Origin of the sequence: Amycolatopsis sp. WAC 04169, from assembly GCF_003947535.1 — a bacterium.
Lineage (GTDB): Bacteria > Actinomycetota > Actinomycetes > Mycobacteriales > Pseudonocardiaceae > Amycolatopsis > Amycolatopsis keratiniphila.
On the sequence record NZ_QHJI01000004.1, the window covers coordinates 528,424 to 553,780 of the forward strand.

The 25,357-nt window shown below is 68.2% G+C and carries 28 protein-coding genes; 15 read left to right on the top strand and 13 right to left on the bottom strand.

Features of this window, described 5'->3' with window-relative positions; genetic code table 11:
- Positions 1-45: 45 nt before the first annotated feature.
- Together DMC61_RS11485 and DMC61_RS11490 are read right to left on the bottom strand one after the other, a co-directional pair.
- A complete protein-coding gene (locus tag DMC61_RS11485) occupies positions 46-930 on the bottom strand; it encodes an alpha/beta fold hydrolase (RefSeq protein ID WP_125689106.1) in 885 nt (294 codons plus the stop codon).
- A complete protein-coding gene (locus DMC61_RS11490; protein WP_016335860.1) occupies positions 930-1,430 on the bottom strand; it encodes a hypothetical protein in 501 nt (166 codons plus the stop codon). The genes DMC61_RS11485 and DMC61_RS11490 overlap by 1 nt, the downstream gene beginning before the upstream one ends.
- Positions 1,431-1,569: 139 nt before the next feature.
- Between DMC61_RS11490 and DMC61_RS11495 the strand changes: the two genes are divergently transcribed.
- Together DMC61_RS11495 and DMC61_RS11500 are read left to right on the top strand one after the other, a co-directional pair.
- Positions 1,570-2,181, top strand: coding sequence for a LysE family translocator (locus DMC61_RS11495; RefSeq protein ID WP_125689108.1), 612 nt, complete (start codon positions 1,570-1,572; stop codon positions 2,179-2,181).
- 11 nt (positions 2,182-2,192) lie between these two features.
- Entirely contained in the window at positions 2,193-2,840 is a 648-nt protein-coding gene (locus DMC61_RS11500) for a B3/4 domain-containing protein (RefSeq protein ID WP_125689110.1), read from the top strand.
- Here the strand turns inward: DMC61_RS11500 and DMC61_RS11505 are convergent.
- Positions 2,827-3,756, bottom strand: a complete 930-nt coding sequence (locus DMC61_RS11505) for a Ku protein (RefSeq protein WP_125689113.1) — start codon at positions 3,754-3,756, stop codon at positions 2,827-2,829. The two genes, DMC61_RS11500 and DMC61_RS11505, sit on opposite strands and share 14 nt — an antisense overlap.
- Before the next feature lie 468 nt (positions 3,757-4,224).
- Between DMC61_RS11505 and DMC61_RS11510 the strand changes: the two genes are divergently transcribed.
- The 3 genes from DMC61_RS11510 to DMC61_RS11515 all read left to right on the top strand — a co-directional run bounded on the left by DMC61_RS11510 (position 4,225) and on the right by DMC61_RS11515 (position 8,469).
- On the top strand, positions 4,225-7,137 hold the full coding sequence (locus tag DMC61_RS11510) for a BTAD domain-containing putative transcriptional regulator (RefSeq protein ID WP_125689115.1): 2,913 nt from the start codon (positions 4,225-4,227) through the stop codon (positions 7,135-7,137).
- Between the two features lie 81 nt (positions 7,138-7,218).
- A complete protein-coding gene (locus DMC61_RS41930) occupies positions 7,219-7,341 on the top strand; it encodes a hypothetical protein (protein ID WP_255431501.1) in 123 nt (40 codons plus the stop codon).
- Positions 7,342-7,395: 54 nt separating this feature from the next.
- On the top strand, positions 7,396-8,469 hold the full coding sequence (locus tag DMC61_RS11515; RefSeq protein ID WP_125689117.1) for a SagB/ThcOx family dehydrogenase: 1,074 nt from the start codon (positions 7,396-7,398) through the stop codon (positions 8,467-8,469).
- Between the two features lie 690 nt (positions 8,470-9,159).
- Here DMC61_RS11515 and DMC61_RS11525 read toward each other — a convergent pair.
- Both DMC61_RS11525 and DMC61_RS11530 read right to left on the bottom strand, forming a co-directional pair.
- On the bottom strand, positions 9,160-10,398 hold the full coding sequence (locus DMC61_RS11525) for a DUF222 domain-containing protein (protein WP_370456397.1): 1,239 nt from the start codon (positions 10,396-10,398) through the stop codon (positions 9,160-9,162).
- 48 nt (positions 10,399-10,446) lie between these two features.
- Positions 10,447-11,142 carry a methyltransferase domain-containing protein gene (locus DMC61_RS11530; protein ID WP_125689119.1) on the bottom strand — a complete coding sequence of 232 codons (696 nt, stop codon included), beginning with the start codon at positions 11,140-11,142 and terminating at the stop codon, positions 10,447-10,449.
- Positions 11,143-11,170: 28 nt separating this feature from the next.
- Here DMC61_RS11530 and DMC61_RS11535 point away from each other — a divergent pair, with 28 nt between their 5' ends.
- Entirely contained in the window at positions 11,171-11,551 is a 381-nt protein-coding gene (locus DMC61_RS11535; protein WP_125689121.1) for a MerR family transcriptional regulator, read from the top strand.
- Positions 11,552-11,575: 24 nt separating this feature from the next.
- Here the strand turns inward: DMC61_RS11535 and DMC61_RS11540 are convergent, their stop codons facing one another.
- From DMC61_RS11540 to DMC61_RS11550, 3 genes are read right to left on the bottom strand one after another with little or no spacing between them, the layout of a single operon-like run.
- The gene (locus DMC61_RS11540; protein ID WP_125689123.1) at positions 11,576-12,163 is read right to left on the bottom strand and encodes a DUF305 domain-containing protein; all 588 of its coding nucleotides are present in this window, start codon (positions 12,161-12,163) and stop codon (positions 11,576-11,578) included.
- A 46-nt stretch (positions 12,164-12,209) separates the two neighbouring features.
- Complete coding sequence (locus DMC61_RS11545) at positions 12,210-12,581, bottom strand: DUF6153 family protein (RefSeq protein WP_125689125.1); 372 nt, start codon at positions 12,579-12,581, stop codon at positions 12,210-12,212.
- 19 nt (positions 12,582-12,600) lie between these two features.
- The gene (locus tag DMC61_RS11550) at positions 12,601-12,972 is read right to left on the bottom strand and encodes a metalloregulator ArsR/SmtB family transcription factor (RefSeq protein ID WP_125689127.1); all 372 of its coding nucleotides are present in this window, start codon (positions 12,970-12,972) and stop codon (positions 12,601-12,603) included.
- A gap of 75 nt (positions 12,973-13,047) precedes the next feature.
- Between DMC61_RS11550 and DMC61_RS11555 the strand changes: the two genes are divergently transcribed.
- Complete coding sequence (locus DMC61_RS11555; RefSeq protein ID WP_199749957.1) at positions 13,048-14,034, top strand: cation diffusion facilitator family transporter; 987 nt, start codon at positions 13,048-13,050, stop codon at positions 14,032-14,034.
- Positions 14,031-15,077, top strand: a complete 1,047-nt coding sequence (locus DMC61_RS11560) for a winged helix DNA-binding domain-containing protein (RefSeq protein ID WP_125689129.1) — start codon at positions 14,031-14,033, stop codon at positions 15,075-15,077. Before DMC61_RS11555 ends, DMC61_RS11560 begins: the two co-directional genes overlap by 4 nt.
- Here DMC61_RS11560 and DMC61_RS11565 read toward each other — a convergent pair.
- Positions 15,070-16,227, bottom strand: coding sequence for an epoxide hydrolase family protein (locus tag DMC61_RS11565; RefSeq protein ID WP_125689131.1), 1,158 nt, complete (start codon positions 16,225-16,227; stop codon positions 15,070-15,072). The two genes, DMC61_RS11560 and DMC61_RS11565, sit on opposite strands and share 8 nt — an antisense overlap.
- A gap of 60 nt (positions 16,228-16,287) precedes the next feature.
- Between DMC61_RS11565 and DMC61_RS11570 the strand changes: the two genes are divergently transcribed.
- A complete protein-coding gene (locus DMC61_RS11570; RefSeq protein WP_370456398.1) occupies positions 16,288-16,698 on the top strand; it encodes an NUDIX hydrolase in 411 nt (136 codons plus the stop codon).
- On the opposite strand, the gene DMC61_RS11575 is transcribed toward DMC61_RS11570, so the two are convergent.
- Positions 16,676-17,881, bottom strand: coding sequence for an MFS transporter (locus DMC61_RS11575; RefSeq protein ID WP_125689133.1), 1,206 nt, complete (start codon positions 17,879-17,881; stop codon positions 16,676-16,678). The two genes, DMC61_RS11570 and DMC61_RS11575, sit on opposite strands and share 23 nt — an antisense overlap.
- 80 nt (positions 17,882-17,961) lie before the next feature.
- Here DMC61_RS11575 and DMC61_RS11580 point away from each other — a divergent pair, with 80 nt between their 5' ends.
- The 5 genes from DMC61_RS11580 (at position 17,962) to DMC61_RS11600 (ending at position 22,158) form a co-directional block, all read left to right on the top strand.
- Positions 17,962-19,383, top strand: coding sequence for a PLP-dependent aminotransferase family protein (locus tag DMC61_RS11580; protein ID WP_125689136.1), 1,422 nt, complete (start codon positions 17,962-17,964; stop codon positions 19,381-19,383).
- A gap of 154 nt (positions 19,384-19,537) precedes the next feature.
- A complete protein-coding gene (locus DMC61_RS11585) occupies positions 19,538-19,981 on the top strand; it encodes a single-stranded DNA-binding protein (RefSeq protein ID WP_016335879.1) in 444 nt (147 codons plus the stop codon).
- A gap of 84 nt (positions 19,982-20,065) precedes the next feature.
- Positions 20,066-21,094 (top strand): polyprenyl synthetase family protein, encoded by a 1,029-nt coding sequence (locus DMC61_RS11590; protein WP_125689138.1) that lies wholly within the window; start codon positions 20,066-20,068, stop codon positions 21,092-21,094.
- A gap of 36 nt (positions 21,095-21,130) precedes the next feature.
- Entirely contained in the window at positions 21,131-21,439 is a 309-nt protein-coding gene (locus DMC61_RS11595) for a cupin domain-containing protein (RefSeq protein WP_016335881.1), read from the top strand.
- A gap of 92 nt (positions 21,440-21,531) precedes the next feature.
- The gene (locus tag DMC61_RS11600; protein WP_125689432.1) at positions 21,532-22,158 is read left to right on the top strand and encodes a TetR/AcrR family transcriptional regulator; all 627 of its coding nucleotides are present in this window, start codon (positions 21,532-21,534) and stop codon (positions 22,156-22,158) included.
- Here the strand turns inward: DMC61_RS11600 and DMC61_RS11605 are convergent.
- On the bottom strand, positions 22,148-23,098 hold the full coding sequence (locus DMC61_RS11605) for a hypothetical protein (protein ID WP_125689140.1): 951 nt from the start codon (positions 23,096-23,098) through the stop codon (positions 22,148-22,150). The genes DMC61_RS11600 and DMC61_RS11605 overlap by 11 nt on opposite strands.
- Positions 23,099-23,286: 188 nt before the next feature.
- Between DMC61_RS11605 and DMC61_RS11610 the strand changes: the two genes are divergently transcribed.
- Positions 23,287-24,156, top strand: coding sequence for a hypothetical protein (locus tag DMC61_RS11610; RefSeq protein WP_125689142.1), 870 nt, complete (start codon positions 23,287-23,289; stop codon positions 24,154-24,156).
- Here the strand turns inward: DMC61_RS11610 and DMC61_RS11615 are convergent.
- Together DMC61_RS11615 and DMC61_RS11620 are read right to left on the bottom strand one after the other, a co-directional pair.
- Positions 24,153-24,707, bottom strand: coding sequence for a hypothetical protein (locus DMC61_RS11615; protein ID WP_233594777.1), 555 nt, complete (start codon positions 24,705-24,707; stop codon positions 24,153-24,155). The two genes, DMC61_RS11610 and DMC61_RS11615, sit on opposite strands and share 4 nt — an antisense overlap.
- Positions 24,708-24,764: 57 nt before the next feature.
- Positions 24,765-25,277 carry a DUF664 domain-containing protein gene (locus tag DMC61_RS11620; RefSeq protein WP_043848267.1) on the bottom strand — a complete coding sequence of 171 codons (513 nt, stop codon included), beginning with the start codon at positions 25,275-25,277 and terminating at the stop codon, positions 24,765-24,767.
- Between the last annotated feature and the right edge of the window lie 80 nt (positions 25,278-25,357).

The window sequence follows — 25,357 nt, forward strand, 5'->3', positions numbered from 1 at the left end:
AAGCGAAGATCAGGATTCGTCACGCACACGGACGGGTGATCGCGCTCACCCGAGCAGAGACGTCACCGCGGCGGCGAACGCTTCAGGCGCCTCCTGAGGAACGTTGTGGCCCACTCCCGGCAGAACCCGATGCTCGTACGGCCCGGTGAAGTACTCGCGATCGCCCGCCGCGCTGGGCCCGCCGACGCCGTCGTCCCCGCTTTCCAGGACCACTGTCGGCACCGTGATGGCCGGCTCCTTCGCGATCAGGTCTTCGAGCGCCTGATACCGCGGATCGCCCTCCGCCAGACTGAACCGGTGCCGGTACGAATGGATGACGACGTCGACGAAGTCCGGATTGTGGAGACTTTGCGCGCTCGCCGGGAAGGCCGCGTCGGCGCCGGTCCACGTCGGCGACCAGGTGCGCCACAACAACGCGCACAGGTCGTCGCGGTTCTCGGTCAGGCCGCGGCGGCCGCGCTCGGAATGGAAGTAGTACTGATACCAGTACGTGCGTTCCCATTCCGGCGGCGCGGGTTCCCCGGCGTAAGCGAGGTTCTGGAGGTTGTAGCCGTCCACGGACACCAGTCCGCGCACGCGCTCCGGCCGGAGCGCGGCCACGATGCACGCCGCACGGCCACCCCAGTCGTATCCGGCGACGACGGCGTTTTCCAGCGCCAGCGCGTCCATGAAGTCGAGCAGGTCCTGCGCGAGCGCGGCCTGCTGCCCGGAGCGGGGCGTGGCGTCGTCGAGGAACCGCGTCCCCCCGAAGCCGCGGAGATACGGGACGTACACCGAGGCGCCGCCCGCGGCCAGGAGCGCGGCGACCTCGTCGTAGGCGCGGACGTCGTACGGGAACCCGTGCAGCAGGACCACCGGCGGCCCGCCCGCCTCGCCGAGGTGTTCGTATTCGATCTCGAGGACCGGCGTCGTGACGCGCTTCGTCGCCATCAGCCGGACCAGCCGCTCAGCCTCGTCAAAAGCCGTTCCAGGACTTCGGGATCGGCGCCGACGGGCTCGCCGGACACGGGTTCGTCCACCAGCGTGCGCCGGTCGCCTCGCCTCGGCAGCCGGACCTGTCCGGCGGACAGGCCACCGGGCAGCGGAAGCTCGCACCAGACGGTCACCCCGCCGGTCGCGCTCGGCGCCACCCCGGTCCGCTCGCCCGGCGCGGGCGTCGGCACCGGAAGCCCGTCCAGCTCGTGGTCGACCTCGATGACCAGCACGTCCGAGCGCAGACGCAATCTCAACGTCAGGAACGGCGGCTCCTTCGGATCGGCCGCGTCGACCAGCGTGCCCACCAGTCTGGCGGCGGCGGTCTTCGCCTGATCGAGCAACGGCCGCAAGGACCAATCCGACAAGATGAGACGGACGAAGAGCTCGGAGCACAACACGGCGTTCGGTTGTGCCACCAGCCGCAGGTCGTCCATCTGGGAAGTGCGCGCGCTCAAACCAAGGCCTTCCTCGTCGACGTGCGAGCGTGCATCATCCCACTCCATCCGGTGAACCCGTCGATCAACCCTTTGGTCCAGTGGAGTGGCGCGGGTTTGGCTCTGTCCACGGGGCCAAACGGCGCGCAGAGTGGTCGGCGTGAGCATCGCCTTCCTGATCACCACACTGGTCGTGGTCGCCACGCCCGGCACCGGCGTGGTCTACACCCTTTCCGCCGGGCTGGCCGGGGGAAGGCGCGCGAGCGTCCTCGCCGCGACCGCCTGCACCCTCGGCATCGTCCCGCATATGGTCGCCGCGATCACCGGCCTCGCGGCGCTGCTGCACGCGAGCGCGGTGGCGTTCGAGATCCTCAAGTACCTCGGTGTGGCGTACCTGCTCTACATGGCGTGGGCGACGTTGAAGGACCGGGACGCCATCGTCGTGGAGGGCGATCCCGAACCCACGTCGGCGCTGCGGACCATCGCCTCCGGTGTGCTGATCAACGTCCTGAACCCGAAGCTGACGCTGTTCTTCTTCGCGTTCCTGCCCCAGTTCGTCCCGGCGGGCGAGCCCGGTTCAGTCCCCCGGATGCTGCTGCTGAGCGGGGTGTTCATGCTGGCGACGTTCGTGGTGTTCAGCGTGTACGGCATCCTCGCGGCCGGCGTGCGGCACCACGTTCTTTCCCGGCCGCGCGTGCTGGCCTGGCTCCGGCGGGTCTTCGCCGGTTCCTTCGCCGCGCTCGGCGTCAAACTAGCGTTCACCACCCAGTAGACAGGTCGAGTATGCGACTCCAGCACCACCCGGACATCCGTTCCGCCCACCCCGGCCTCGCCGTCGGCACGCTCCAAGCCACCGGGATCACCCCGGACCTGCCGGTCGATCTCGAAAAGTTCGTCGCGCGGGCGACGCGGCGGCTCGCGGACGGCCCGGAATCGGAGTTCCCCGAGATCCAGGCGTGGCGGCGGGCGTTCGCCAAAATGGGCCTGAAGCCGACGCAGTACCGCTGTGCTTCGGAATCGTTGCTGCGCAGGCTGCGTAAAGAAGGCACGCTCCCCCGCATCCATCCGGTGATCGACCTCTGCAACGCGGTTTCGGTCGCCTACGCCATCCCGGTCGCGGTACTCGACGTCGCGAAGATCAGCGGCTCGCTGGAGGTCCGTCACGCACGCGGCGACGAGAAGTACGTGACCTTCGCCGGCACGATTGAGCAGCCGAACCCCGGCGAGGTGATCTTCGCGGACGAGGACGGCCAGGCCCACGCGCGGCGATGGACGAACCGGCAGAGCGGGCATTCCGCGGTCTCCGCCACGACGTCCGACGTGCTGATCGTGTCGGAAGGGCTGCACGCGACGGCGGCGGAGGACGTCCGGCTCCTGATCGAGGCCATCGCAGGCGAACTCGCGGTGGCAGGCGTCGTCACGAAGCCTTGAGTGCCTTCTCCAGGCTCGCGCGGGTCATTTTCGACCGTCCCTTGATGTCGCGTTCCCGCGCCAGCTTGTCCAAGTCGGCCTTCGACAACGACGAGAGGTCCTTCTTCGCTGCCGGCTTCTTCGCCCCGGACTTCTTCTTGGCCTTTCCGCTCTCCACGCTCTTCGAAAGCGCCTCGAACAGGTCGACGACCTTCGTCGGCTCCCCGGGCTCGGTGGCCGGTGTGATGGTGTCGCCCTTCTTCTTGGCCTTGATCAGCTCCCGCACGCGGTCGGTGTAGGTGTCGCGGTACTCCTCGGGCCGCCATTCGTCGCTCATCGCGTCGATCAGGTTGACGGCCATGTCGAGTTCCTTGCCGCGTGCCTTCGCCTTGCCGGGCAGGTCCGGCAGCTGCTCGGCGGGATCCCGCAGGTCGGCCGCGAAATGGAGGGTGTTGAGCACCATCACGCCGTCGCCGGAGCGCACCAGGGCCAGGTACTCGCGTCCGCGCATGACGAACTTGGCGATCCCGGCCTTGCCCGACGAGTCCATCGCCTCGAGCAGCAGCGCGTACGGACGCTCGAACTCGTCCTTCGCGGGCGCGAGCCAATAGGTCTTGTCGAAGAACATCGGGTCGATGGCGTCCAGCTCGACGAAGCTCTCGATGTCGAGCGACTTCGACCGGCCGGGCGCGATCTCGTCCAGTTCCTCCGGCTCGACGACGACGTACTCGCCGCTGTCGAGCTCGTAACCCTTGACGATGTCTTCGTAGCCGACTTCCTTGCCGGTGCGCTCGTTCACCCGCCGGTACCGGATGCGGTCCTCGGTACCGCGCTGGAACTGGCGGAAGTGGACCGTATGGTCTTCGACCGCGCTGTACAGGCGGACCGGCACCGTCACCAGACCGAGCGAAAGCGAACCGCTCCAGACCGGGCGCATGGGCACACTCCTCTCCTCCAGCGATCTGGTACCCGTGATCGCGGCGGATCACACCTGGTCAGAGACTGAAGGAGAGCTGGAAGCGACCTGTGACGAGAAGAAAGGGCTACCAGGGCGGTTGGCCACCCCCAGTACGAAGGCCAACCGCCGCGGAGCCCCTACACACGGTTCGGCGCGCTGCCCCGTCGCTCCGACCCGCCAGCTGTGCCTTCAGCTTTCCAAGGGCCTGCATCGGAATTACATCGGCTCTCCACCGCCGGACATCCGCGCAGATCAGCGGCCATGGGGCGTAGAATCGGGAAGGTTTCAGGGCAGGCCCGCGCACGCCCGTTAGGCCGAATGCAGTACGGCGCGCCCCGCGCCGACCTGGCTGGAGGCCGAAGCGGTGGGCTAGGGTGCCGATCAGCCGGCGAACGGACTGGAGGTAGTGCGTGAGCACGCTCACGGCCTCGGACGACATAGTGGCATATGACCGCTGATCGTCTACCCGATTCGGCGGGATCGCCTCGAACCGCCGTCCAGACTTCCCAGCTCAGTTTCTCCGTTCTCGGCCCGCTCGAAGCCGAGGTCGACGGCGTCCCCGTCCGGCTGGGCGGACGCCGTGAACAGCGCCTCCTCGCCGCCCTGCTGATCAACGCGGGCAGGCTCGTCCCGGTGTCGTACCTGATCGGCACGATGTGGCCCGAGAATCCGCCGAAGACCGCGGTCCGCCAGGTCAGCAACGCGATCGCGCGGTTGCGGCACGACCTCGGGGTGGCCCGGTCCGCCGTGGTCACCACCGGTTCGGCGTACCGCGTCGTCATCAGCAGCGCCTCGCTCGACTCTGTCCGCTTCGAAGCCGACTACAACCAGGGCGCCGAGCTCCTGGCGGCCGGGCTGATCTCCCAGGCGGCCGCCAAACTGGCCGACGCGCTCTCGCTCTGGCGCGGTCCGGCGTTCGACGGTCTCGAAGGCGACGCCATCGAGCAGACGGCGCGACGTCTCGACGAAGAACGCCTCGCCGCCTGCGAACTCCTCATCGGCGCCAGGCTCCGGCTCGGCGAGACCGAAGCGGCGGCTCGGGAGGCCTTCGACCTCGCCGCCTGGCATCCCACCCGCGAGACCCTGCAGTGCCTCACCATGCTGGCGCTCTACCGGGCGGGGCGCGGCGCAGACGCGCTGCGGACGTTCGACCGGACCAGGATCGCGCTCGCCGAGGAACTCGGCGTGGACCCGAGCGCCGAGCTGAGCGCGCTCCACCAGCAGATCCTGCGCGCCGACGCCGAACTGATGGAGGACGGCGCCCTCGTCCGGTACGGCGTCGGCGGGCTCCGTACCGGAATGGACACCGGCGGGCGCCGCGAAGACGCCGACGCGCAGAAGGCGCTCTTCCCCCGCCCCGCGCAGCTTCCCGCGGACCTCCCCGCGTTCGGCGGCCGCGCCACCGAGCTGCGGACCGTTCTCGAAATCGGCCAGGACGACTCCTCGGCGGGGCCGCGGCTGATCGCGATCGACGGTATGCCCGGCGTCGGGAAGACCGCGCTGGCCGTCCACGCCGCACACCGGCTCGCCCCGCTGTTCCCGGACGGGCAGCTGTTCGTGAACCTCGAAGGGTTCTCCCCGGCCGGAGACCCCGTCGATCCGGGATCCGCGCTCGAAGCGCTTCTCCGGTCGCTCGGCATCCAGGGTTCGGACATCCCCGCCGGGACCGAGCAGCGCGCGGCGCTGTTCCGCAGCTGTCTCGCCGGCAAACGTGTGCTCCTGGTGCTGGACAACGCCATCGGGGCGACGCAGGTGAGCCCGCTGCTGCCCGGCGCGGCGAGCTGTTGTGTGCTGATCACCAGCCGCACCCGGCTCGTGGACCTCGACGGCGCCGAACTGCTCTCGCTGGAACCGTTCAGCCGGGCCGACGCGGTGGACCTGCTCGGCCGGATCGTCGGCCCGTCCCGGTTGAAGCGGGAGTCCCCGGACGCGGCCGACCAGGTCGCGAGCCTGTGCGGTGATCTCCCGCTCGCGCTGGCCGTCACGGCGAGCAGGCTGCGCGCGCGGGCGTCGTGGACGCTCGACTTCGTCGCCAGGCAGCTGCGCGACGAGCGGAACCGGTTCGGCGAGCTCACCGCGGGGGAACGCGACGTCGCGGGCGCGTTCCGGGTGTCCTATCTGAACTTGTCCGAAACCGAACGCCGGGTGTTCCGCCGGTTGAGCCACCATCCCGGTGCCGCGTTCGATCTCCATTCCACGGCGGCCCTCGCCGAAGTCGACCTCGCCGAGGCCCGGCGGCTCGCCGAGCGCCTCGTCGACGTGAACCTCCTGCGTCAGCCGTCGATGGACCGCTACGAGATGCACGACCTCCTCCGCAGCTACGGCCGCGAGCTCCTGCTCGCCGAGGAGCCCGAGCACCAGCGCGAGGCGATGATGCGGCGGCTGTTCGACTACTACCGCAGCACCGTCGCGGCCGCGATGGAGTTCATCGACCCGGATTCCGAAGAGGAGCCGGGCGGCCTCGAGGTCCCGAAGAGCGACTTCGGACAGTCCTTCGCGGACTACGACCAGGCCGCGCACTGGATGGACGCGCAATGGCAGAACGTGCTGCCGGTGGCCGTCGCGATGAACAACCATCAGCAGTACTCGGACCTCGTGCCCTTCTGTTCGGCGGTGTGGCGCTACTTCGACAACCGCGGCTACTACCGGCAGGCCAGGGAGCTGGAGACCCTCGCCCTGTCGGCCGCGCGGGTCACCGGGAACGTGGTCCTCGAGTACCAGGCCCTGCACATGTACGCGCTGACCCTGTGGCGGCTCAACGAGTTCACCGAGGCGAACCGGCTGTTCAACGAGGTGTTCGAGCTGGCGGCGACCACCGGTGACATCCGGATGCAGTGCCGGGCCAGGGGCAACTCGGGGGTCACCCACTGGCTCAAGGGCGAGCCGGACCAGGCGATCGAACACCTCGGCTGGGTCCGCGAGACCGCACATGCCCACGGCAGCGTGCTCATCGAGGCCCGCGCCCGGCACCGGATCGGGCTGATCCACACCGAGAGCAGGCGCTATCCCGAAGCCGCCGAGGAACTCGACCGGGCACTGCGGCTGGCGCAGGAGAACGAATCACCCGATCTCGAGGCGGAATGCTTTCTCGCTCTCGGTATCAATTCGCGCGGACTCGGTGACGGGGCGCTCGCGGTCAGCCAGTTGAGGACCGCGGTGGAAGTGCTGGAATCGACCGGGAATCGCAGCATGCTGCCCATCGCCCACAAGGAGATGGCGTTCGCGTTCGACATTCTCGGTGAGCGACTGAATGCGGACCGTCATCGCCGGTTCGCATTACGCCTCTACACCGATCTCGGCATTTCGGAGTCGCCCGAGGTTCGCGAACTCAAACAGCGCCTGAACGATTACTCGGCGTAATTAGCCGTTCTGCTCCGGTACTCTGTTGGCGTAGGTATATTCGCTTGACCGGAGTAACCGTTCACGGAGAGGATCGGCGGCATGCACGATGAGGATGAAGACGAGTTCTTGTACGAGCTCGAAGCGGAGTACAAGGCGCAGAGCACCTGGGGCGGGTTCGAGCCGCCGCCGCACGGCGGGCCTCCTTTCCGCTCGCGACGCTGAATGACCTGACGTATTCGGAAAGTATTTACTGGGGACTGGGGCGCAAGACATTCGATGCTGGTCAGGGTTTCCTCATGCGGAACGCTCTATTGGTCCGATGGTGACGTCGTCTGGGACGATCACCTCGGACATCGCCAGCTCAAACTCGCCGACGGAACCGAACGCGTCCTGCGATGGTTCAGTTCTTGGCGAGAACCGGAATCGGTCCGCGAAGCGGATGAGAATCCCGAGATCGGGGAAAGGCTCGTCCGTATCGCGCGAGCGATGATCCGGTACGAAGTACTGGTGGTCAAAGGTTCTCACCGGCAACGACGCGAAGAAGAGATCCTTCGGGATTGGGGCCCTTGGGGAACGTCCGCCCGGGCGTTTCACTTCGGCACGCGGTCGTTACGCGAGACCGAGTTCACGACCAGCGAAACGACGGCTAAAACCTTGCTGGAGAAGGCGAAGGTCAGCCCTCCGCCTTCTCCGGTGAGGCCTTCGGGCGAGCGCCACACGATCGCGCTGCCCGAACCGTCACCGGAACCACTGAACACGATGGGGCTCGGCGACGCGCTGAGCCGGCGCAGGAGCGTCCGCGAGTTCGGCGAAGAACCCTTGCGGCTGCGCGATTTGAGCGCGCTTCTCACCGCGGCCAGGCCGACGAGGCCGGAAACGCATCCCGACATCCCCGCCACCGGGAACGTCTTCAAGACGAGCCCGTCGGGCGGCGCGCGGCATCCGACCGAGGTGTACGTCTACGCGAGGAACGTCGAGGGCCTGGCCCGCGGCGCCTACCACTACGACGGCTTCCGGCACGGCCTCACGCCGCTGGACGGCAAGATCGACGACGACCAGCTGATCGCGCTCGCCGGCGACCAGCAGTGGACCGGGAACGCCGGCGCGCTGCTGATCTACACCAGCGTCATCGAGCGGAACCAGTGGAAGTACCCCGTGAGCCGCACGTATCGCGTGCTGCTGATGGACGTCGGCCACCTCAGCCAAACCGTGTACCTGCTGGCGACCGCGCTGGGCCTGAACGTCACCTTCACCGCCGCGCTTCGCGACGAACTGGTCGAGGACCTCCTCGGGTGCGATCCGGCGAACGAGCTGGTGCTCGGTATGTCGGTGGTGGGCAATCGCTTGTGACGGCGTCTGGTTCGGTAGTGGAGTGGAGGCGTGGCCGGATTTCGGCGACCGAGCCACGGTGATACCGCTGTGGCACGGTCTCGAGTGGGCCTGTGGTTCTCGCCATTTTCCGGCAACGCCACCGATCATGGTCCGGCTCGAGCAAGGGCCCACCGAAATCGCAACCTCATGAGCGCCGTGGCCGTTTTCCCGGCAACGACTCAGAACGGCGGCGCTTCCTCAGCCCGAGGTTCATGCAGCAGCGGAGGCGAGCTGACGCATCGCTGCCCAACGAGCGTCGTGATCGTGAGGGTACGGGCCCGAGGCCAGCCGAGCTCGTCGGCGATCGGTGGTCACGATCGATCAGCTCGGTATCAGTCCCTCGGACGGATATCCACAGCAGCGAGCCGTTGCCGTTTTCCGACGACAACTCAAAATGGCGGCGCCTCCACAGCACGAGGGGTATACAGCGGCGAACGCAAGCTGACGCAACTCTGCCCAACGGGCGTCGCGATCGATCAGCTTGGTATCGGATCCCTCGGGGAGGCTCACGCCCGCGTGCCGTTGTCGTTTCTCGGCAAACGAGTCCCGGTGACACTGCTGTCGGCTCTCACGCGGCCATGCGGTTCCCGCCGATCATGAAGCGGCTCAAGCAAGGCCGCTATCGAATCGCCACGCCCTGAACACCGGTGGCCATTTTCCGGCAACGACTCAGAAGGGTGGCGGTTCCTCCGCCCGAGGTTCGTGCAGCGGCGGAGGCGAGCTGTCGTACCTCTGCCCCGTAGGCGTGGTGATCGTCAAGGTCCCGTCAGAACCCAACCGATAGTTCCAACCAGGCTCGTCCTTCAACCGATGGTCACGGCGACACAGATCGACCAGCTCGGTATCCGCGGTATGGCCGCCGAACTGCCACGGCACCGAATGATCCAGATCGCAGGCCTGCGCCACCCGGTGACACCCCGGTCTTCGGCACTCACGATCCCGCACCCGCACGAACTCACCCAGACCGGCGGTAGGCCGATACCGATTCCGCCCCAGATCGAGAACATGCCCCGACAACGGATCCGTGATGATCCGCCGCAACACCGTATTCGCCCCACCAGCGATCTCCCGGGCCAACGACGCCGGAATGTGCCCATGCCCCGCCATCTCTGCCGGGTCGTCGTTCAGCCCGAGGTAGGTGTTCAAGTCCATGTAGAGGAACACCTCGGACCGTTCGGTCTTCCCACCCGGGCCACCCAGCAAGAGATCAAGAGCCACATCGGCACGCAACTGATCCAGCGTGCGTGTCTCCCCACCAGCCCGCAGCGCCCGCGCCTCACGATCGATCCGCGTATACGCGGCAGCCACCTTCTCCACAGGACCGTCTTCAACTTCGATGGAAGCCACCCCGGTCTCACCGTGCCGCACAGACAAACGACGGCCGCCGCGATTCCGTTCAGCCCGCCGAGCCGCCCCGTCACGGTCGGCCATCATCGCCGCATGATTAGCCGCTTTCCGGATCTGGTCGGAGTTCCGGTCCGGCAGACGGCCCTCCAGAACCGCATCCACCGCGCGGGCGTCCTCATCCGACAACCACGCCGTGGCTGCAGCGACTTTCATCGCCCCGAAACCACCCACCTTCCCGGCATCCAGCAATCCGAGGGTGCGAGGCAGACGGGTCGTCAACGCCTCAGCCGTCGACACCAGACCAGCAGCATGACCATCCACAACAGACAGAGCCAACGCGACCTCCTGCACCACACTGGAGACACCATCACGATGCCGACTCAACCGCCCCAAAGCACGGAACCGGACAGCCTCCAACCGCGCGATCCCTTCCGACGCCACAACAGCCGCAGCCACGGCATCGTCATCCCCCAGCGAATCCAGCGAAGCATTGACCTCCTTCAAAAATTCCGACGAAGTGATTTCCTTGAGTAGCGCCACAGTGGCGTTGAGAGTGTCCACACCCAGAACGTACAACCGACCACCGACAGTTTTCGAAACACGAGATGCTCAAACCACCCCCGAAGCCAAAAAGTGTGGCACAGCAACAACATCAACCTGTTCCGCCAACCAAACCTCCCCCTCCTCAACAGAAATAGCCCCCACTCGGACAGCAACCTCAACCAGCCCGCGAAAAAACGACTCGCCACCGAGAAATCCGACGACTCCCTCCACCGAAACGTCGCGAAATCCGCACCCGGTGAGCAGCCGCCGAAACCCGCGCGCGATCCGAGGCGCGGCGATCACCGAAGCCCGGGCACGCACGATCTCCCGTGTCAGCGCCGGATAGGAGGAATCGATCATCAGGCCCTCCCAGTCGGGCCCGGAAAGCACGATCCGTCCACCTGGCACCAGGACCCGCCGCGCCTCCGCGAGGGCGAGTTCCGGCTCCGCCAGTTCGTGGAACACCTTGTCCGCCCGGTAGCCCGCGAACCCGCCGTCCACCGGCAGCGCGTAAGCGTCGCCGAGAAGGAGATCCCGCTCAGGCCACCGCCGACGGGCCTCGTCGATCATCTCGTCCGAAAGGTCGACGCCGACAGTCCGGAAGCCCCGCGCCGACAACTCCGAGACGGCCAGCCCGGCACCGCAGCCGACGTCGATCACCGCGGAGCCGGGTTCGAGCCGGAGCAGTTCATAGGTCCGGGCACGCAGTTCGGCGGCTCCCGGCAGGGCATCGGCGGCGTCGAGCCGCTGCATCATGGACATACCCCGGATCGTCCGACTTAATGTCGGCATGAAGTCAAGCACCTTGAGCGTCGGCGAGGTCGCGGAGCGCTTCGGCCTGGCGACGCACGTTCTGCGCCACTGGGAATCCGTTGGCCTTCTCAAGCCGGCGCGGACGGGCGACCGGCGGCGGTACGACGACAACGACCTCTACCGGATCACGATCATCCTGCGCGCGAAAGAGGCGGGGCTGAGCCTCGACGGCATCCGCGAGATGTTCCAGAAGCCCAGCGACCGCGAAGCGATCCTCAGGCAGCACAAGGAGGAACTCGAACGACGGATAGCGGCAGCACAGGCATCACTCGCGATCGTCGACTGCGCTCTCGGGTGCGAGCACGAAGACTTCACCCAGTGCGCGCATTTCCGGGAGGCGGTGGCGCGGGCCGGTTGATCCGGACCCGCGCCACCACCCCACTCAGCCGAGCAGCGTGCGCATCTCGGTGATCTCGGCCTGCTGACCGTCGATCACCTTCTGCGCCAAGGCCTTCACCTCGGCGTTGCTGCCTTGCTGCAGCGCGGTCTTCGCCATCTCGAGCGCGCCTTCGTGATGTTTGACCATCATCTCCAGCCACTGCTTGTCGAAGGCGGCGTCCTTCGCCTTGCCGAGTTTCGCCAGATCGTCCTCGGTCATCATGCCGGACGCCGAGCCGTGCCCGGAGTGCCCGCCCGACGGCGCCACTCCCCAGCCTTTCAACAGGGCGTTCAGCTGCTGGATCTCCGGATCCTGCGCCTTCTGGATCCGGGCGGCGAGGTCGACGACCTTCGCGTTCCGGGTGCGGCCTTCGACGAGTTTCGCCATCGCGAGCGCCTGTTCGTGGTGCGGGATCATCCCTTGCGCGAACGTGACGTCGGCCTGGTTGTGGCTTGCCTGCTGGGGTTCCGGCGCCTTCACCGTGGACATGTCGTGCCCGGTCGAAGCGGTGTCGGAACTGGCGCATCCGGTGAGCACGGCGAAGGAGGTCAGAGCGGCGAGCGCCGCTCCGACCAGTTTGCTGCTGGTCATGATTCTTCCTCGAGTCGGTTTCGGGCAGGGCGGACGAACCCGCCTGTCACACCCGCAACACGCAGAGGAGGGACAACTTCTCCGGCACCGGTCTCCAGCGCGGCGGATCACGGCCCGACGCCGCACCACCGGCCCGCCGCGACGTCCACGTCGCCACCGTCCGTCCATTGCGGACGAGCAGCCAGGTGACGATCAGCAGGACCCCCGCGGCGAGCACCGCGAGACACAGGTGCAGTCCACTGTGTCCACCGTCGTCGTGCGAAGGCGTGTCCGCGCAACACGGATCCGCCATCGCGACAGCGGAGTGCTCCGCGCCGTGGCCGGACCCGGCGACGACGTGGTGCATGCCGACGAGCCCCAGCGCCACCACGCACAGCAGCAGCCACCGCAGGACGGCCGGGCGCGAGGACTGGGTCACGGCTCCACCGTAACCGGATTCAGTGCGCCACCGGACGGTGGGGTTTCGCCGCCGAATGCACTGCCGGGATGTCGCGATCGAGGTGGTCGGCGTGGAACAGCGCCTGCGCGAGCAGGCCCCGGACGTGATCGTTGGCCGCCGAGTAGTAGACGAACGTCCCCTCACGGCGCCCCTTCACCAGCCCCGCGAGCCGTAGTTTCGCGAGGTGCTGGCTGACCGCCGTCGGCGCCGCGCCCGCCAGGTCCGCGAGACAGGCGACCGAGGACTCGCCCTGCAGGAGCGCCCAGAGGACCTTGACCCTCGTCGGATCCGCGAGCAGCCGGAACGTCTCCGCGGCCAGGTGGACCTGCTCCTCGGTGGGCATCTCGAAATCCGGGACCGACTCGTGCATGCCAGGAGGATAGCCGTTATCCTTCTGTCTGCGTACCTGCATGACTGCGCAGGTAGCATGACAGTGAGGTGGAAGATGCCAGGACATGGACACAGTCATGGCCACCAGACGGCGAAGAGCCGCCTCCGACACCTCCTGACTCCCCACAGCCACGACAGCGCCGACCGTGTCGACAGCGCGTTGGAGACCAGCAAACGCGGCGTCCGAACGCTGATCTGGTCGTTCGCCGCCCTGTTCGTCACCGCCGTCGCCCAGCTCGCGCTCGTGCTGATCACCGGTTCGGTCGCCCTGCTCGGCGACACGATCCACAACTTCGCCGACGCGCTGACCGCGCTCCCGCTCGGCATCGCCTTCCTGCTCGACCGCCGCGCCGCCACCCGCCGCTACACCTACGGGCTCGGCCGCGCCGAAGACCTGGCCGGCGTGCTCGTCGTCCTGCTCATCGCCGCCTCGGCCTTCCTCGCCGGGTACGAGTCCGTCCAGCGGCTGCTCGATCCTCGTCCGGTCCAGCATCTGTGGGTGGTCGCGGCGGCGGGTGTCATCGGTTTCGCGGGCAACGAACTCGTGGCCAGGTACCGGATCACCGTCGGTCGCGAGATCGGGTCGGCCGCATTGGTCGCGGACGGCCTGCATGCCCGCACCGACGGGTTCACCTCGCTCGCGGTCGTGCTCGGCGCCGCCGGTGTCGCGTTCGGCTTCCCGATGGCCGACCCGATCGTCGGTCTCGCCATCACCGTCGCGATCCTGTTCGTCCTGCGCGACGCCGCCAAGGAGGTCTTCCGCCGCCTGATGGACGCCGTCGACCCGGCCGACGTCGATCGCGCCGAACAGGCGGCCGCCGAGGTTCCCGGCGTGCTCGGCACGCGGGACCTGCGGATGCGCTGGATCGGGCACAGCCTGCGCGCCGAACTGGCGGTGTCGGTCGAGGCCGGGCTGACCGTCACCGAGGCACACCGCCTCGCCCATCGTGTCGAGGCGCGGCTGCGCGAGGTCCTCCCGCGGCTCGCGGAAGCGGTCGTGCACACCGAACCGGTGAACGCCCATGAGATCGTCAGCGGGTGACGCCGTCCGACAACGACATCCGCGCCGTCCGTGCCCGCGCGCAACTGCTGACCGCCCCGGCCGCGGACGTGCTCGCCGTCGCCGGCTCCATCGCGGCCGTCCAGGCGCAGTCGACGCCCGCCGCGCGGCTCACGTTCCGGGCCCGTAGCCGGGGCCTGACCACCCACGACGTCGACGCGTCCCGTGACGTGACGCACACCTGGTTGATGCGCAAGACGCTCCACTTGGTGCCGACGGTGGATCTCCGCTGGCTGAACCGGCTGTTCGGTCCGCGTAACGTCCAGGCGGGGCAGGGACGCCGCAGGCAGCTTTGCCTGACCGACGAGCTCTGCGGACGCGCGCTCGAGAGGCTCCAGGATCTCTTGCGGGGCAGGGCACTCACCCGCCAAGAGATCCTCGACGGCTTGGCTGACGACGGCATCACACTCGACGCGAAGTCCCAGGCCCCGGCCCATCTCCTGGCGTACGCGGCCAATCGCGGGCTGCTGTGCCGAGGCCACGACGCCGGGACGGAGCCGACGTACGCACTCCTCGACGAATGGGTCGCCGAAGGCCACGACCCGGCGGAACCGCATACCGAACTCGCCCACCGGTACCTGACCGCGTACGGCATCGCGACCGTCGAAGACTTCGTCGCTTGGTCCGGGCTCCCGCTCGGCCTCTGCCGCAGGGCTTTCGACGCGCTGGACCTCGTTTCCGTCGGCGGCGGCTTCGCCCTTTCGCAGACCGAGTTGTCCGCTCCCCCGTGTCCACCGCGTCTGCTCGGCGCCTTCGACACGTACCTGCTGGGCTACCGCGACCGCGATCTGCTCCTCGACCCGGCCGAGGCGAAACGCGTCAACGCCGGCGGCGGGATGATCGCGCCGACGGTGCTGGTCGACGGCCGGATCGCCGGAACCTGGCACACCAAGCGGACCGCGAAGCAGACGAAGGTGGTCCTGGAGCCCTTCGCCACGCTGTCGCGGTCCGCCATCACCGGTCTGGAGTCCGAAGTGGACGATTACGGTCGCTTCCTCGGCGAGACGGCCGTCCTCGTCATTTGAGGGACCGGAAGAACTCCCGTACGTCCGAGACCAGGATCTCGGGCTCTTCCAGCGCCGCGAAGTGCCCGCCGCGATCGACGTCGGTCCACCGCACGATCGTGTGGGCGTGCTCGGAGTACCGCCGGATCCCGACGTCGTGCGCGAAGATCAGCGCCGCCGTCGGCACGCCGGAATTCTTTTCGACGGCTCCCCAGGTTTCAGCCTGCGCGTAGCCGACGTACGCGGACGAAGCCGCGGTGCCGGTCAGCCAGGTGAACATCACGTTGGTCAGCAGCCGGTCCTTGCCGATGATCTCCTCCGGCAAGGTGGGACGCGGATGCGTCCACTCGCGGAACTTGTCCATGATCCAGGCCAGCTGCGCGACCGGGGAGTCGACGAGCCCGTAACCGAGGGTCTGCGGCCGCGTCGACTGGATCGAGATGTAGCCGAACTCCTCTTGCATGAACGCGCCGATCCGGTTGATGCGATCGCGTTCGATGTCGGTGAGCGAAGCGAGTTCCTCTTCCGACAACGACATCGGGGGCATCGGCGTCAGCCCGCCGTTGACGTGCACGCCGATCACCCTGTCCGGCGCGAACCTCGCCACCTCCGGCGACACCGAAGCGCCGAGGTCGCCGCCCTGCACGCCGTAGCGTTCGTAGCCGAGCCGGCGCATCAGCTCGGCCCATGCCCGGCCGATCCTCGGCATGGTCCACCCGGAATCCGAGACGGGGCCCGAAAAACCGAAGCCCGGAAGCGACGGGATCACGAGGTGGAACGCGTCCGCCGGGTCGCCGCCGTACGCTTTCGGGTCCGTGAGCGGCCCGATGACGTCGAGGAACTCCACCACCGAACCCGGCCAGCCGTGCGTGAGGATCAGCGGCGTCGCGCCGGCTTCGGGCGAGCGGACGTGCAGGAAGTGGATCCGCTGCCCGTCGATGACCGTGGTGAACTGCGGATGACGGTTGATCTCGCGTTCGGCGGCGCGCCAGTCGTAGCCGTCGCGCCAGTATTCGGCGAGTTCGCGCAGCCAGGCCACCGGCACTCCGGTGTCCCAGCCGTCGCCGGGGAGCGGAGCGGGCCAGCGCGTGCCGTCGAGCTTCGCGTGCAGCTCGTCCAACTGCTCCTGGGGGATGTCGAGGCGGAAGGGGCGGAGCTCGGTGTTTTCCATAAAGCCCACGTTACGAGCCATTGGGGACAGGTTCGGTCCTCGATCAGAAGGATATTCCGAGTGCGGGAAGATTCGCTCGTGACGGACAAGTACTTGGCGTACGGCAGGCTCATCCGCGACGGGAAGATCCTGTTCATCCGGCGGCAGCCGTCGTCGTTCCTGGGCGGCCGCTGGGAACTGCCGGGCGGGACCGTCGAGCCGGGCGAGCGACCGGCCGAGACCGTGGTCCGCGAGTTCGCCGAGGAGACCGGGCTGACCGTCCACATCACCGGCGAACGCGGCACCCACAGCTGGGACGACGTCGCGGGCAGGCCGATGCGGATCCACGCCGCGGTGTACTCCCTCGCCGAGGAGGTTCCGGGCGAAGTCGTGCTCGATCCCGAGGAACACGACGCTTTCGTCTGGTGCGCCCCGGAAGAAGCCGCAGGGCTCGATCTCGCCGAGCACTTCAGGCGGGCACTGGAGGACTGACTTCAAGTCCGGGCCGCGGCCTCGTCCGCTCCGCCCAGCGGACGGCGGGCGCGGTGAGCGTCCCCGCCAGCAGGAACAACCCGCCGAGCACCACCCAGCCGACCGTTCCGCCGACCAGGATCAGACCGGTCAGCAGTACCGGGCCGAGCATGCGGGCGATGGCCGTCCCCGCCCCGAAAAGTCCTTGGTACTGCCCCTGTTTGCCGTCGGGGGCAAGACCGAAGCCGATCTCCCAGGAGCCCGCCGCCTGCGCCATCTCCCCCACCACCTGCAGCGCGGCGCCCGCCAGCAGGACCAGCGCCGCCGCCCACGCGGAGTCGCCCATGGCGGAGAACGAGAAGATCAGGCAGGAGACGAAAAGCAGCAGTCCCGCGTGACGGACGTAGCGGGAGGCGCCGCGCAGGCCGGTCACGCCGCGCGCCACCCGCACCTGGAACACCACCACGCTCGCCGTGTTGAGCACCAGCATCGCCGAGACGAGCCAGCTCGGTGCCGCGGTGCGGGTCGAGATCCACAGGGGGAGGACCAGGCTGAACAGCGGCATGTAGAGCAACATGAGCATGTTGAGCAGCGCCAGAAGCGCATACGGGCGATCGCGGAGGACGGCCACGGAGGGCTCGCCCGCCCGCATCGGCACCGGAGCCACCGAGGGCACCTTGCGGAGCACGAGCGCCGCGGCGACGAAAGCCAGCGCGTCGACCACGAACACCGTCAGGAACGCTTCTCGCGTCCCGATCGCCAGCGCGATCCCGCCGAGCGCCGCGCCGATCGCGATCCCCGCGTTGGACATCGCCTGCAACCGGGCGCGGAACGTCGTGCGCCCGGCGGGGTCGATCAGGCCGGCGAGCAACGCCTGCCGTGCCGCGCCGAGGCCACATTGGAAACAGGCATACACGCAGGCCGCGATCACGAACGCGATGACCGAGTCCACGAACAGGAACGCCGTGACCGACGCGGCCGTGCCCAGCGCCAGCAGGACTGCCGTGCCCTTCGGCCCGCGGCGGTCGGCCAGTTGCCCCAGCGCGACCCCGGCGACCGAGCCGACCGCCCAGCCCACGGTGAGGCCGAGCCCCACCTGCGCGGGCGAAAGCCCGACGATCAGCGTGAAGTACAGGGCCGAGGTGACGTAGTAGGCGCCGTCGCCGACGGAGCTGATCAGCTGGGCCGAGGTCAGTCGCTTCATATGCTCAAACTAAGCAGCGGATTGGCCACATCCCAGCGCCAATATCCGCCGATCGGGTTGGGCCAATATAGGCTCGGAACGTGCCGTTCCACATCAGCCTCGACGGGCACACCGACCTGGCCGCGCGGATCTACCGCCAGCTCCGCGACGGCATCCTGGACGGCCGCCTGCGCGCCGGGGAACGTCTGCCCCCGACCAGAGACCTGGCCCGGGAGCTCGCCGTCTCGCGCAATACCGTCGCGGTCGCCTACGAACGGCTCACCGCCGAAGGGTTCCTCGACAGCCATGTCGGACGCGGGACCTTCGTCAGCCCCGGCTTCGTGGCGCGCTCGAAGCGTGCCGCGCCCGCGGGCACCGGGGTGCGGCCCATCGCGCGTTGGAGTTCACTGCCGGACCCTCCCGGCGTCGACCGGCCCGCGTTCGACTTCCGGGTCGGCGCCCCGGATCCGGCCCTGTTCCCGTTGCGGACCTGGCGACGGCTGGTCAGCCAGGCGCTCCGGCCGTCACTGCTGCCGCCATCGGGGTACGCCGACCCGGCCGGGCTCGAAGCGCTGCGGGTGGCGATCGCCCGGCATATCGGCGCCGCCCGATCCGTGCGCGCCGGCGCCCAGGACGTCCTGGTCACCCAAGGCGCGCAACAGGCTCTCGACCTGATCGGCCGGGTCCTGATCGAACCCGGCACGCGTGTCGCCGTCGAAGATCCCGGTTATCCCCCGGCCGAGCGGCTCTTCACCGCCCATGGCGCCCGGATCGTGAAGGTGCCGGTGGACGCCGAAGGTCTCGACGTCACCGCCCTGACGAAGGGCACCCGATTGATCTATACGACGCCCTCGCACCAGTTCCCGCTCGGCACGCCGATGTCACTCGCCAGGAGGACGGCGTTGCTCGCGTGGGCGGAACGGAACGACGCGGTGATCATCGAGGACGACTACGACAGCGAGTACCGCTTTTCGGACCGGCCGCTCGAACCGCTCCAAAGCCTGGACCACGACGGCAGGGTGCTCTACGTCGGGTCCTTCTCGAAGACCTTGCTTCCGTTGCTGCGGTTGGGTTTTCTCGTCGCGCCCGCCTCGCTGCGGCCGGCGTTGCGGCAGGCGAAGCAGCTCATGGACTGGCACGGCGACCTCGTCACCCAATCGGCGTTGGCGAGCTTCATCGACGAGGGACTGCTCGCCCGCCACGTACGCAAGGCCACCCGGGAGTATTCGGCACGACGGGACCGGATCCTGGCCTTCGTGCGCGACGAACTCCGGGGTGTGCTGGAGACCGTCCCTTCCAGCGCCGGGCTTCATCTGTGCGCGCCGGTCTCTCCACATGCGACGGTCACTGTGGACAGCGCGGTCGCCGAAGCGGGCCGTGCCGGGGTGGCCGTCGAAAGCCTTTCCACGTACGGAGGAACGCGCGGCGGCTTGGTGATCGGCTACGGGCTGGTCGGTTCCGACCGCATCGACGAAGGGCTCGCTCGGCTCGGCGAGTGCGTTTCGGCCGCCAGGATGTCATGAAAGGTCCGTTCAGGACACTTTCCGTCTTGAACGGCCCTTTCCTGACATCCGGTCGCCGCGGGACGCCGAAAACTGTCGTACCCCGGTGGTCTCCTGTTCCCAGGCGACAGCAGGCCCGTCCGGGGCCGCGCGCGGAGCAGAGGAGGCAAGTCCCATGGCCGGAGAAACGGTGCTCACGGTGATCGGCAATCTGACGACCGACCCGGAGCTGAAGTTCACCCCGTCGGGAGCCGCGGTAGCGAATTTCACGGTCGCGTCGACGCCACGCGTCCTGGACCGCGCGAGCGGGGAATGGCGTGACGGAGATCCGTTGTTCCTGCGCTGCGCGCTGTGGAAGCAGGCCGCGGAGAACCTGGCCGAATCGCTCACCAGGGGGACCAGGGTGATCGTGCAGGGCAGGCTGAAACAGCGATCGTTCGAAACGAAGGAGGGCGAGAAACGCACGGTGGTCGAGCTCGACGTCGACGAGATCGGCCCGTCGCTGCGCTACGCCACGGCGAAGGTGAACAAGGCGGGCCGGAGTTCGGCGGGCACGCCGTCGGACGGCGCGTGGGAGCGAACGCCGGTGGCCGCCGGAAATCCGGAGCCGCCCTTCTGACCGGGCGGTTTCCCTCCCGGGAGGGAGCGATCTCCCTCCCGCGCGTCAGGCGGTCGCGCACCTCCGGCCCGGAGGCTGGAGGTCGTGAACACGACCACGATCGTCACGGAACTCGGGTTGGACCCGGCCCTCGAGCGGCACAGGAGGTTCGCCGCCGAACTCCGCACCGGGCTCGCCCGGGTCGAAGAGAGACTTCAGGAGGTGTTGCACAGCCCAGGGCAGCCGGAGCTCACCGAAGCCGCCACCCATCTCGTCCGCGCGGGCGGGAAGAGGTTACGCCCGTTGATGGCGCTGGCCGGAGCCGCGTTCGGCGACGGACGGGACGAGGCGATCTCGGCGGCCGTACTCGTCGAGCTCGTCCATGTCGCGACGCTCTACCACGACGACGTCATGGACGAGGCGCCGATGCGGCACGGGGTCACCAGCGCGAACTCCTTGTGGGGCAACAAGAAAGCCGTCCTGATCGGCGATTACGTGCTCGCCTGCGCGGCGCGGGTCGGTGCCGGGCTCGGCGACTACGCGTTGCGCTCGCAGGCGGAGACGTTCGGCAGGCTCGTGCGCGGCCAGTTCCTGGAGACGACAGGGCCGTTCGAAGACTGCGGCCGTCACGCGCCCTACGAGCACCACATCCAGGTGATGGCCGACAAGTCCGCGTCGCTGATCGCGATGGCAGGCAGGCTCGGCGCACAGGTGTCGGGCGCGGATGAGCGGACCATCGAAACGTTGGGCCAGTACGGCGAACTGATCGGGGTGGCGTTCCAGATCTCCGACGACGTCCTCGACATCTCGGCGTCCAGCACCGACCTCGGCAAGTCCGCGGGCACGGATCTCCGCGAGGGCATCGTCACCTTGCCGATGCTGCACGCGCTCGACGACGAAGGGCCCGGCGCGGCCCGGTTGCGCGAGATCATCGGGCACGGGCCGGTTTCCGATCCTGCGACCCGCCAGGAGGCGCTGCGGCTCCTGCGCGATTCCGCCGGAGTCGTGCGTGCCCTCGCCGAGGCACACGGGTACGCGGCCAAGGCGAAGGACCTCGCGCTCAGCCTCCCCGACCGGCCCGCCCGAGCACTGCTCGTCGGCCTTTCGGCGTTCGTGGTCGACCGCGGCGAATAGGCCCACGGTGCCCGCGAGCAGGGTTACAGTGGCGGAATGACCACCGATACCCTGGAAAACGTCGAAGGCCGCGACATCGGTTCCGGAGTCTCGATCATCCGCGAACGAACCGACGTCGACGGTTCCGGGCCGAGGCTGCACCAGCACCCGTATCCGGAAACCTTCGTCATCATCCGCGGCCGGGTGAGGTTCACCATCGGCGATTCCGAGCGCGAAGGCGGGGCGGGCGACGTCCTGGTCGTGCCCGCGGAGACACCGCACAAGTTCGCCGTGATCGGCCCGGAAGTCTACGAAGCCGTCCACATCCACGAAAGCGACCATTTCATCACCGAATGGCTCGAGTAATTCTGTCGGGCGCCAGAAAACCCTTCCCGGGTCTAGAATCCGACGACGTGCCCGTGGACGGCGGGCACCCGAGGCGACGGGAACCGGGAATCGTGACCGACGTGGCGGACCGCAGTGGTGACAAAACCCGCCAGGTGGACAGATTCGACCAACGGCGCGCGCAGCTGGCGATGTCGGCGCTGGTCACGTTGTCCGAACTGGGCTACGCGCGCACGAGCCTGCGGGAGATCGCGCAGAACTCCGAGTTCTCCCACGGGGTGCTGCACTACTACTTCCGCAACAAGGCCGAGCTGATCACCTATTGCGTCAAGCAGTACAAGGCCGAATGCGTCACCAGATACGACCGGATGGTCGAGACCGCGGAGACGGCCGAAGAGCTGAAGACCGCTTTCGGCGCCGCGACCGCTGCCACGCTGCGTGAAAACGCCCGGCTGCACCGGCTCTGGTACGACCTGCGCAACCAGAGCCTGTTCGAGAAACTGTTCCAGGCCGAGGTGCTGGCCATCGACGAGGCACTCGAACTGATGATCTGGCGGGTCGTGTCCCGGTACGCGGAACTGCTGGGCAAACCGGCGGATTTCGCACCATCGACGACGTACGCGCTCTTCGACGGCCTGTTCCAGCAAGGCCTGCTGAAACACCTCGCCGGCCGGGAGGACGCGGCGAGGTGCCTTCAGGACTCGGTCGAGCAGGTGCTGGCGCGGCTGTTCACCACTTGATGGTCGGATACCAGATCACGCCGGTCCGGCCGAGCACCCGCAGATCCCAGTACAGCAGCGTGAACGTGCCGGCGACCAGCAACGCGGCGCCGGTCACCACGGCGATCCTGGTGGGCTTCGCGAGCATCCATCGCTGCAGCCGCCCGCCGGTGCCGTGGGTGAGCACCAGGAACAACAGCGCCATCACCAGGATGTTGCCGACCGATTGCAAAGCGAACGCGGCGGCGCCGTAGAAGACGTTGTGGCTCTCGGCCGCGCTGCGGAACATCATCCGGAACAGCGGGAACGGCCTGCCGACCAGGAAACCGCCGATGAGCGCGCCCATCAGGACGAGCGGCGCGGGCGGGAACCGGCGGGTGAGACCGGCGATCGGATTGCGGATAAGGCCGACGGAAGCCAGGCCCAGCACGATGAACACGATCCCGATCACGCCGTAGACGATCATCGACTGGATGTTGCGCGGCGTGAGCCCGCCCGGTGACGAGACGGTCGAGAACTGCGGCATCCGGGTGCCCACGAGCGCGACGATGACGCCGTACACCACGGAAACCGTCAGCATTCCCGCCGCGATCCAGCCGAGCGGTTTCAAGGTGTGGGTGAACTTCGGCCGTCCGGTGCTTCCTCCGCCGACAAGCGGGGCGACGGCACCGAAGGCGGCGATGTTGCACGCGGTGAAGGTTCCGGCGAGGCCAGAGACGAACGCGAAGAACGTTCCGGCCAGCACCCCGCCGATCGGGGTCGCCTTGGCGTCGTGTCCCAGGAGGGTGTTGGCGACGCTGTCGCCGATCACACTGTCCACAAAGGGAGCCGACCAGATCACCGTCAACGCGAAGCCGGCGAGGACGGACCAGAAGACGATGCGCCCTTTGTGTTCCGGATAGGGCCCCGAGCCGAGGAAATCGGCCTGCGGGGAAACGGGAGCGCGTTCGGTCACGGACATTCGTACCTCCAGCGGCTGTTGGCTTCCCCCGCTGCTCATCGTTGTTCCGCCGCCCGGGCCGCGCCACCTCCAAAGTGCCGATCTCCCCTTGGTCCGTCCGGCTCCGGGTAATTCCGAAAAGGTGAAAGCCGCCGGGTCTCGTGGGATCATCGGCGGACGTGTACGGCCACTGAAACCTGCGGAGGACGATGGACTTCGACGAGGTCGCGGACGAGCTCTACGCCGGCGATCCGGCCGAGTTCGTCGCGGTGCGCAACCAACGGGCGAAAGAGGCCAAGGCGGCGGGTGACGCGGCCCTGGCCGAACGGATCCGCGCCCTGCGGAAGCCGACGCTCGCCGCCACGATCCTCAACCGCCGCGCCGGGTCCCCCGAGCTGGCGGAGCTGGCCAAGCTGGGCGACGAGCTCCGCAAGGCGCATTCGGCGCTGGCCGGTGCAGACCTCCGCAAGCTCGCCCGGCGGCGCCAGGAGCTGGTGAACCGGATCCTGCGGGACGAACGCTCGATGAGCGAGTCCGTCAGCCGCGAAGTCGAAGCCACCCTCGAAGCCGTCGTGGCCGATCCCGAAGTCGCGGCGCTCGCCCTGGCCGGACGGCTGAGCAGCGGCGCGGACAGTTCGGGTGACCAATGGCTGACCAGTGGGTTCATCCCGCAACCGAAGCGGAAACCCGCGCCGGAACGGGAAAAACCGGCCACCGTGTCGCATTTGGACGATCGGCGGAAGGCGAAGCGCGCGGCCGCCGAGAAGGCCGAACAGGAGCGGATCGACAAGGCCCGCGAAGAGGCCGAACGCGAACAGCAGCGGGTGGCGGAGTTCAACCGGCTCCGGCGCGAGGCGGCCGACCTCGCGAAGGCCCGCAAGCAGGCCGAGATCGACCTTTCCCGCGCCGAACGCCGCGCCGAGAAGGCCACGGAGAAGGCGAACGACCTCCGGCGGCGGCTCGCCGACGCCGAACTCGAGGAAGAGACGGCGAACGGCGAGACCGCGTCCGCGCAGACCGTCCTGGACGATCTGCGCGCCGAGGCGGCGCGTATCGACGATGCGCTAGAACAGTTCTAGGCAGGCTGCCGGTCACGAAGCCGCGTGGCGGTCACCCGGCGTCCGTACGGCGTCTTGCCGCCCGGCTTGTACACCGACAGCACGGTCATGGTCACGTACATCGTCGTGGACACGATGATCGGATAGAACCCGTCCACGCGACGCCCCGCCTCCACGAACACACCGTCCATAGTGGACTCCGCCGCGACAGCCAGCTCCCTGATCCCCGGCAGCAGCGAGAACAACGTCAGCCCGGCGGCGATCAGGGTCAGCACGAGTTTGATCGCCACCCACTTGTACCGGATCAGCCCCCATTTCGTGCCGACGCTGAGCACGATCCCGCTGACCAGGGCGGTCAGGCTGACCGGCAGCAGGAGGTAACCGCCGATCTGCTCCATCATCAGGATGGCGGCGTGCTGGCGCCGCGCGTCGTCGGTGAACACCGAGGTGAAGGTCAGGACCGCGTTCACCATGGTGATCCCGAGCCAGCCGAGTGACGAAACGACATGGACGACGAGGACGAGTTTCCGCCACCGCGGGGTGAGCGGTCGCCGCACTGTGGAAGTACTCATGCGACCAGTGTTTCCGCGGGCGAGGCTCCCGTCGTCCGTCGTGGAGCGGCACCTCGGCTACGTATCGCGGAGTACGAGCCCCCGGACGTACGCCGCTTGCCCGGCGTGCTGGAGATCGTCGGACAGCACGCTGACCAGGCGAACCCCGAGGCTGACGGGCGGGTCCCAGGCCTCGTCGACGATACGGTCGAGATCGGCCTCACCGAGTCCGGCGACCCAGGCCGCCGTCGCCTCGTGCACGGCGTCGTAGTACCCGGTCAGCAGGTCGGCGGAGCCGACACGGACCGCCTCGACGTCTTCGGGGCGATGCCCGTACCCGATGTCCGACGCCGGGAAGGGCAGCCCGAAGCGGCCGACCCAGTCCTGCGCGGTCCAGAGCTGCTCGGTACCCATCAGGTCGGCGACGTGATCGTCCTGCACCCGGGCCAGATGCCAGACCAGCCACGCGATCGTGTTCGCACCCGGCGCCGGGCTCGCGATCAGCTGATCGGCGTCCAGCCCCTCGACGGCGGCGTGCACCACTTCCCGGACGCGGCCGAACCCGTCGGCCACCACTTCGGCCAGTTTCATCGATTCCCCTTCCGGCGTCTCCAGCCCCACGATGCCACCGAGAGGTGACCCCGGCCTTGCAACCTTGACTTATATAAGCC

Excerpts from the sequence above, each read along its gene's own strand:
- DMC61_RS11485 (WP_125689106.1), bottom strand. The coding sequence starts at position 930 with ATGGCGACGAAGCGCGTCACGACGCCGGTCCTCGAGATCGAATACGAA.
- DMC61_RS11500 (WP_125689110.1), top strand. The coding sequence starts at position 2,193 with ATGCGACTCCAGCACCACCCGGACATCCGTTCCGCCCACCCCGGCCTC.
- DMC61_RS11505 (WP_125689113.1), bottom strand. The coding sequence starts at position 3,756 with ATGCGCCCGGTCTGGAGCGGTTCGCTTTCGCTCGGTCTGGTGACGGTG.
- DMC61_RS11510 (WP_125689115.1), top strand. The coding sequence starts at position 4,225 with ATGACCGCTGATCGTCTACCCGATTCGGCGGGATCGCCTCGAACCGCC.
- DMC61_RS41930 (WP_255431501.1), top strand. The coding sequence starts at position 7,219 with ATGCACGATGAGGATGAAGACGAGTTCTTGTACGAGCTCGAAGCGGAG.
- DMC61_RS11515 (WP_125689117.1), top strand. The coding sequence starts at position 7,396 with ATGCTGGTCAGGGTTTCCTCATGCGGAACGCTCTATTGGTCCGATGGT.
- DMC61_RS11530 (WP_125689119.1), bottom strand. The coding sequence starts at position 11,142 with ATGTCCATGATGCAGCGGCTCGACGCCGCCGATGCCCTGCCGGGAGCC.
- DMC61_RS11535 (WP_125689121.1), top strand. The coding sequence starts at position 11,171 with ATGAAGTCAAGCACCTTGAGCGTCGGCGAGGTCGCGGAGCGCTTCGGC.
- DMC61_RS11540 (WP_125689123.1), bottom strand. The coding sequence starts at position 12,163 with ATGACCAGCAGCAAACTGGTCGGAGCGGCGCTCGCCGCTCTGACCTCC.
- DMC61_RS11550 (WP_125689127.1), bottom strand. The coding sequence starts at position 12,972 with ATGCACGAGTCGGTCCCGGATTTCGAGATGCCCACCGAGGAGCAGGTC.
- DMC61_RS11555 (WP_199749957.1), top strand. The coding sequence starts at position 13,048 with ATGCCAGGACATGGACACAGTCATGGCCACCAGACGGCGAAGAGCCGC.
- DMC61_RS11565 (WP_125689131.1), bottom strand. The coding sequence starts at position 16,227 with ATGGAAAACACCGAGCTCCGCCCCTTCCGCCTCGACATCCCCCAGGAG.
- DMC61_RS11575 (WP_125689133.1), bottom strand. The coding sequence starts at position 17,881 with ATGAAGCGACTGACCTCGGCCCAGCTGATCAGCTCCGTCGGCGACGGC.
- DMC61_RS11585 (WP_016335879.1), top strand. The coding sequence starts at position 19,538 with ATGGCCGGAGAAACGGTGCTCACGGTGATCGGCAATCTGACGACCGAC.
- DMC61_RS11595 (WP_016335881.1), top strand. The coding sequence starts at position 21,131 with ATGACCACCGATACCCTGGAAAACGTCGAAGGCCGCGACATCGGTTCC.
- DMC61_RS11605 (WP_125689140.1), bottom strand. The coding sequence starts at position 23,098 with ATGTCCGTGACCGAACGCGCTCCCGTTTCCCCGCAGGCCGATTTCCTC.
- DMC61_RS11610 (WP_125689142.1), top strand. The coding sequence starts at position 23,287 with ATGGACTTCGACGAGGTCGCGGACGAGCTCTACGCCGGCGATCCGGCC.
- DMC61_RS11615 (WP_233594777.1), bottom strand. The coding sequence starts at position 24,707 with ATGAGTACTTCCACAGTGCGGCGACCGCTCACCCCGCGGTGGCGGAAA.
- DMC61_RS11620 (WP_043848267.1), bottom strand. The coding sequence starts at position 25,277 with ATGAAACTGGCCGAAGTGGTGGCCGACGGGTTCGGCCGCGTCCGGGAA.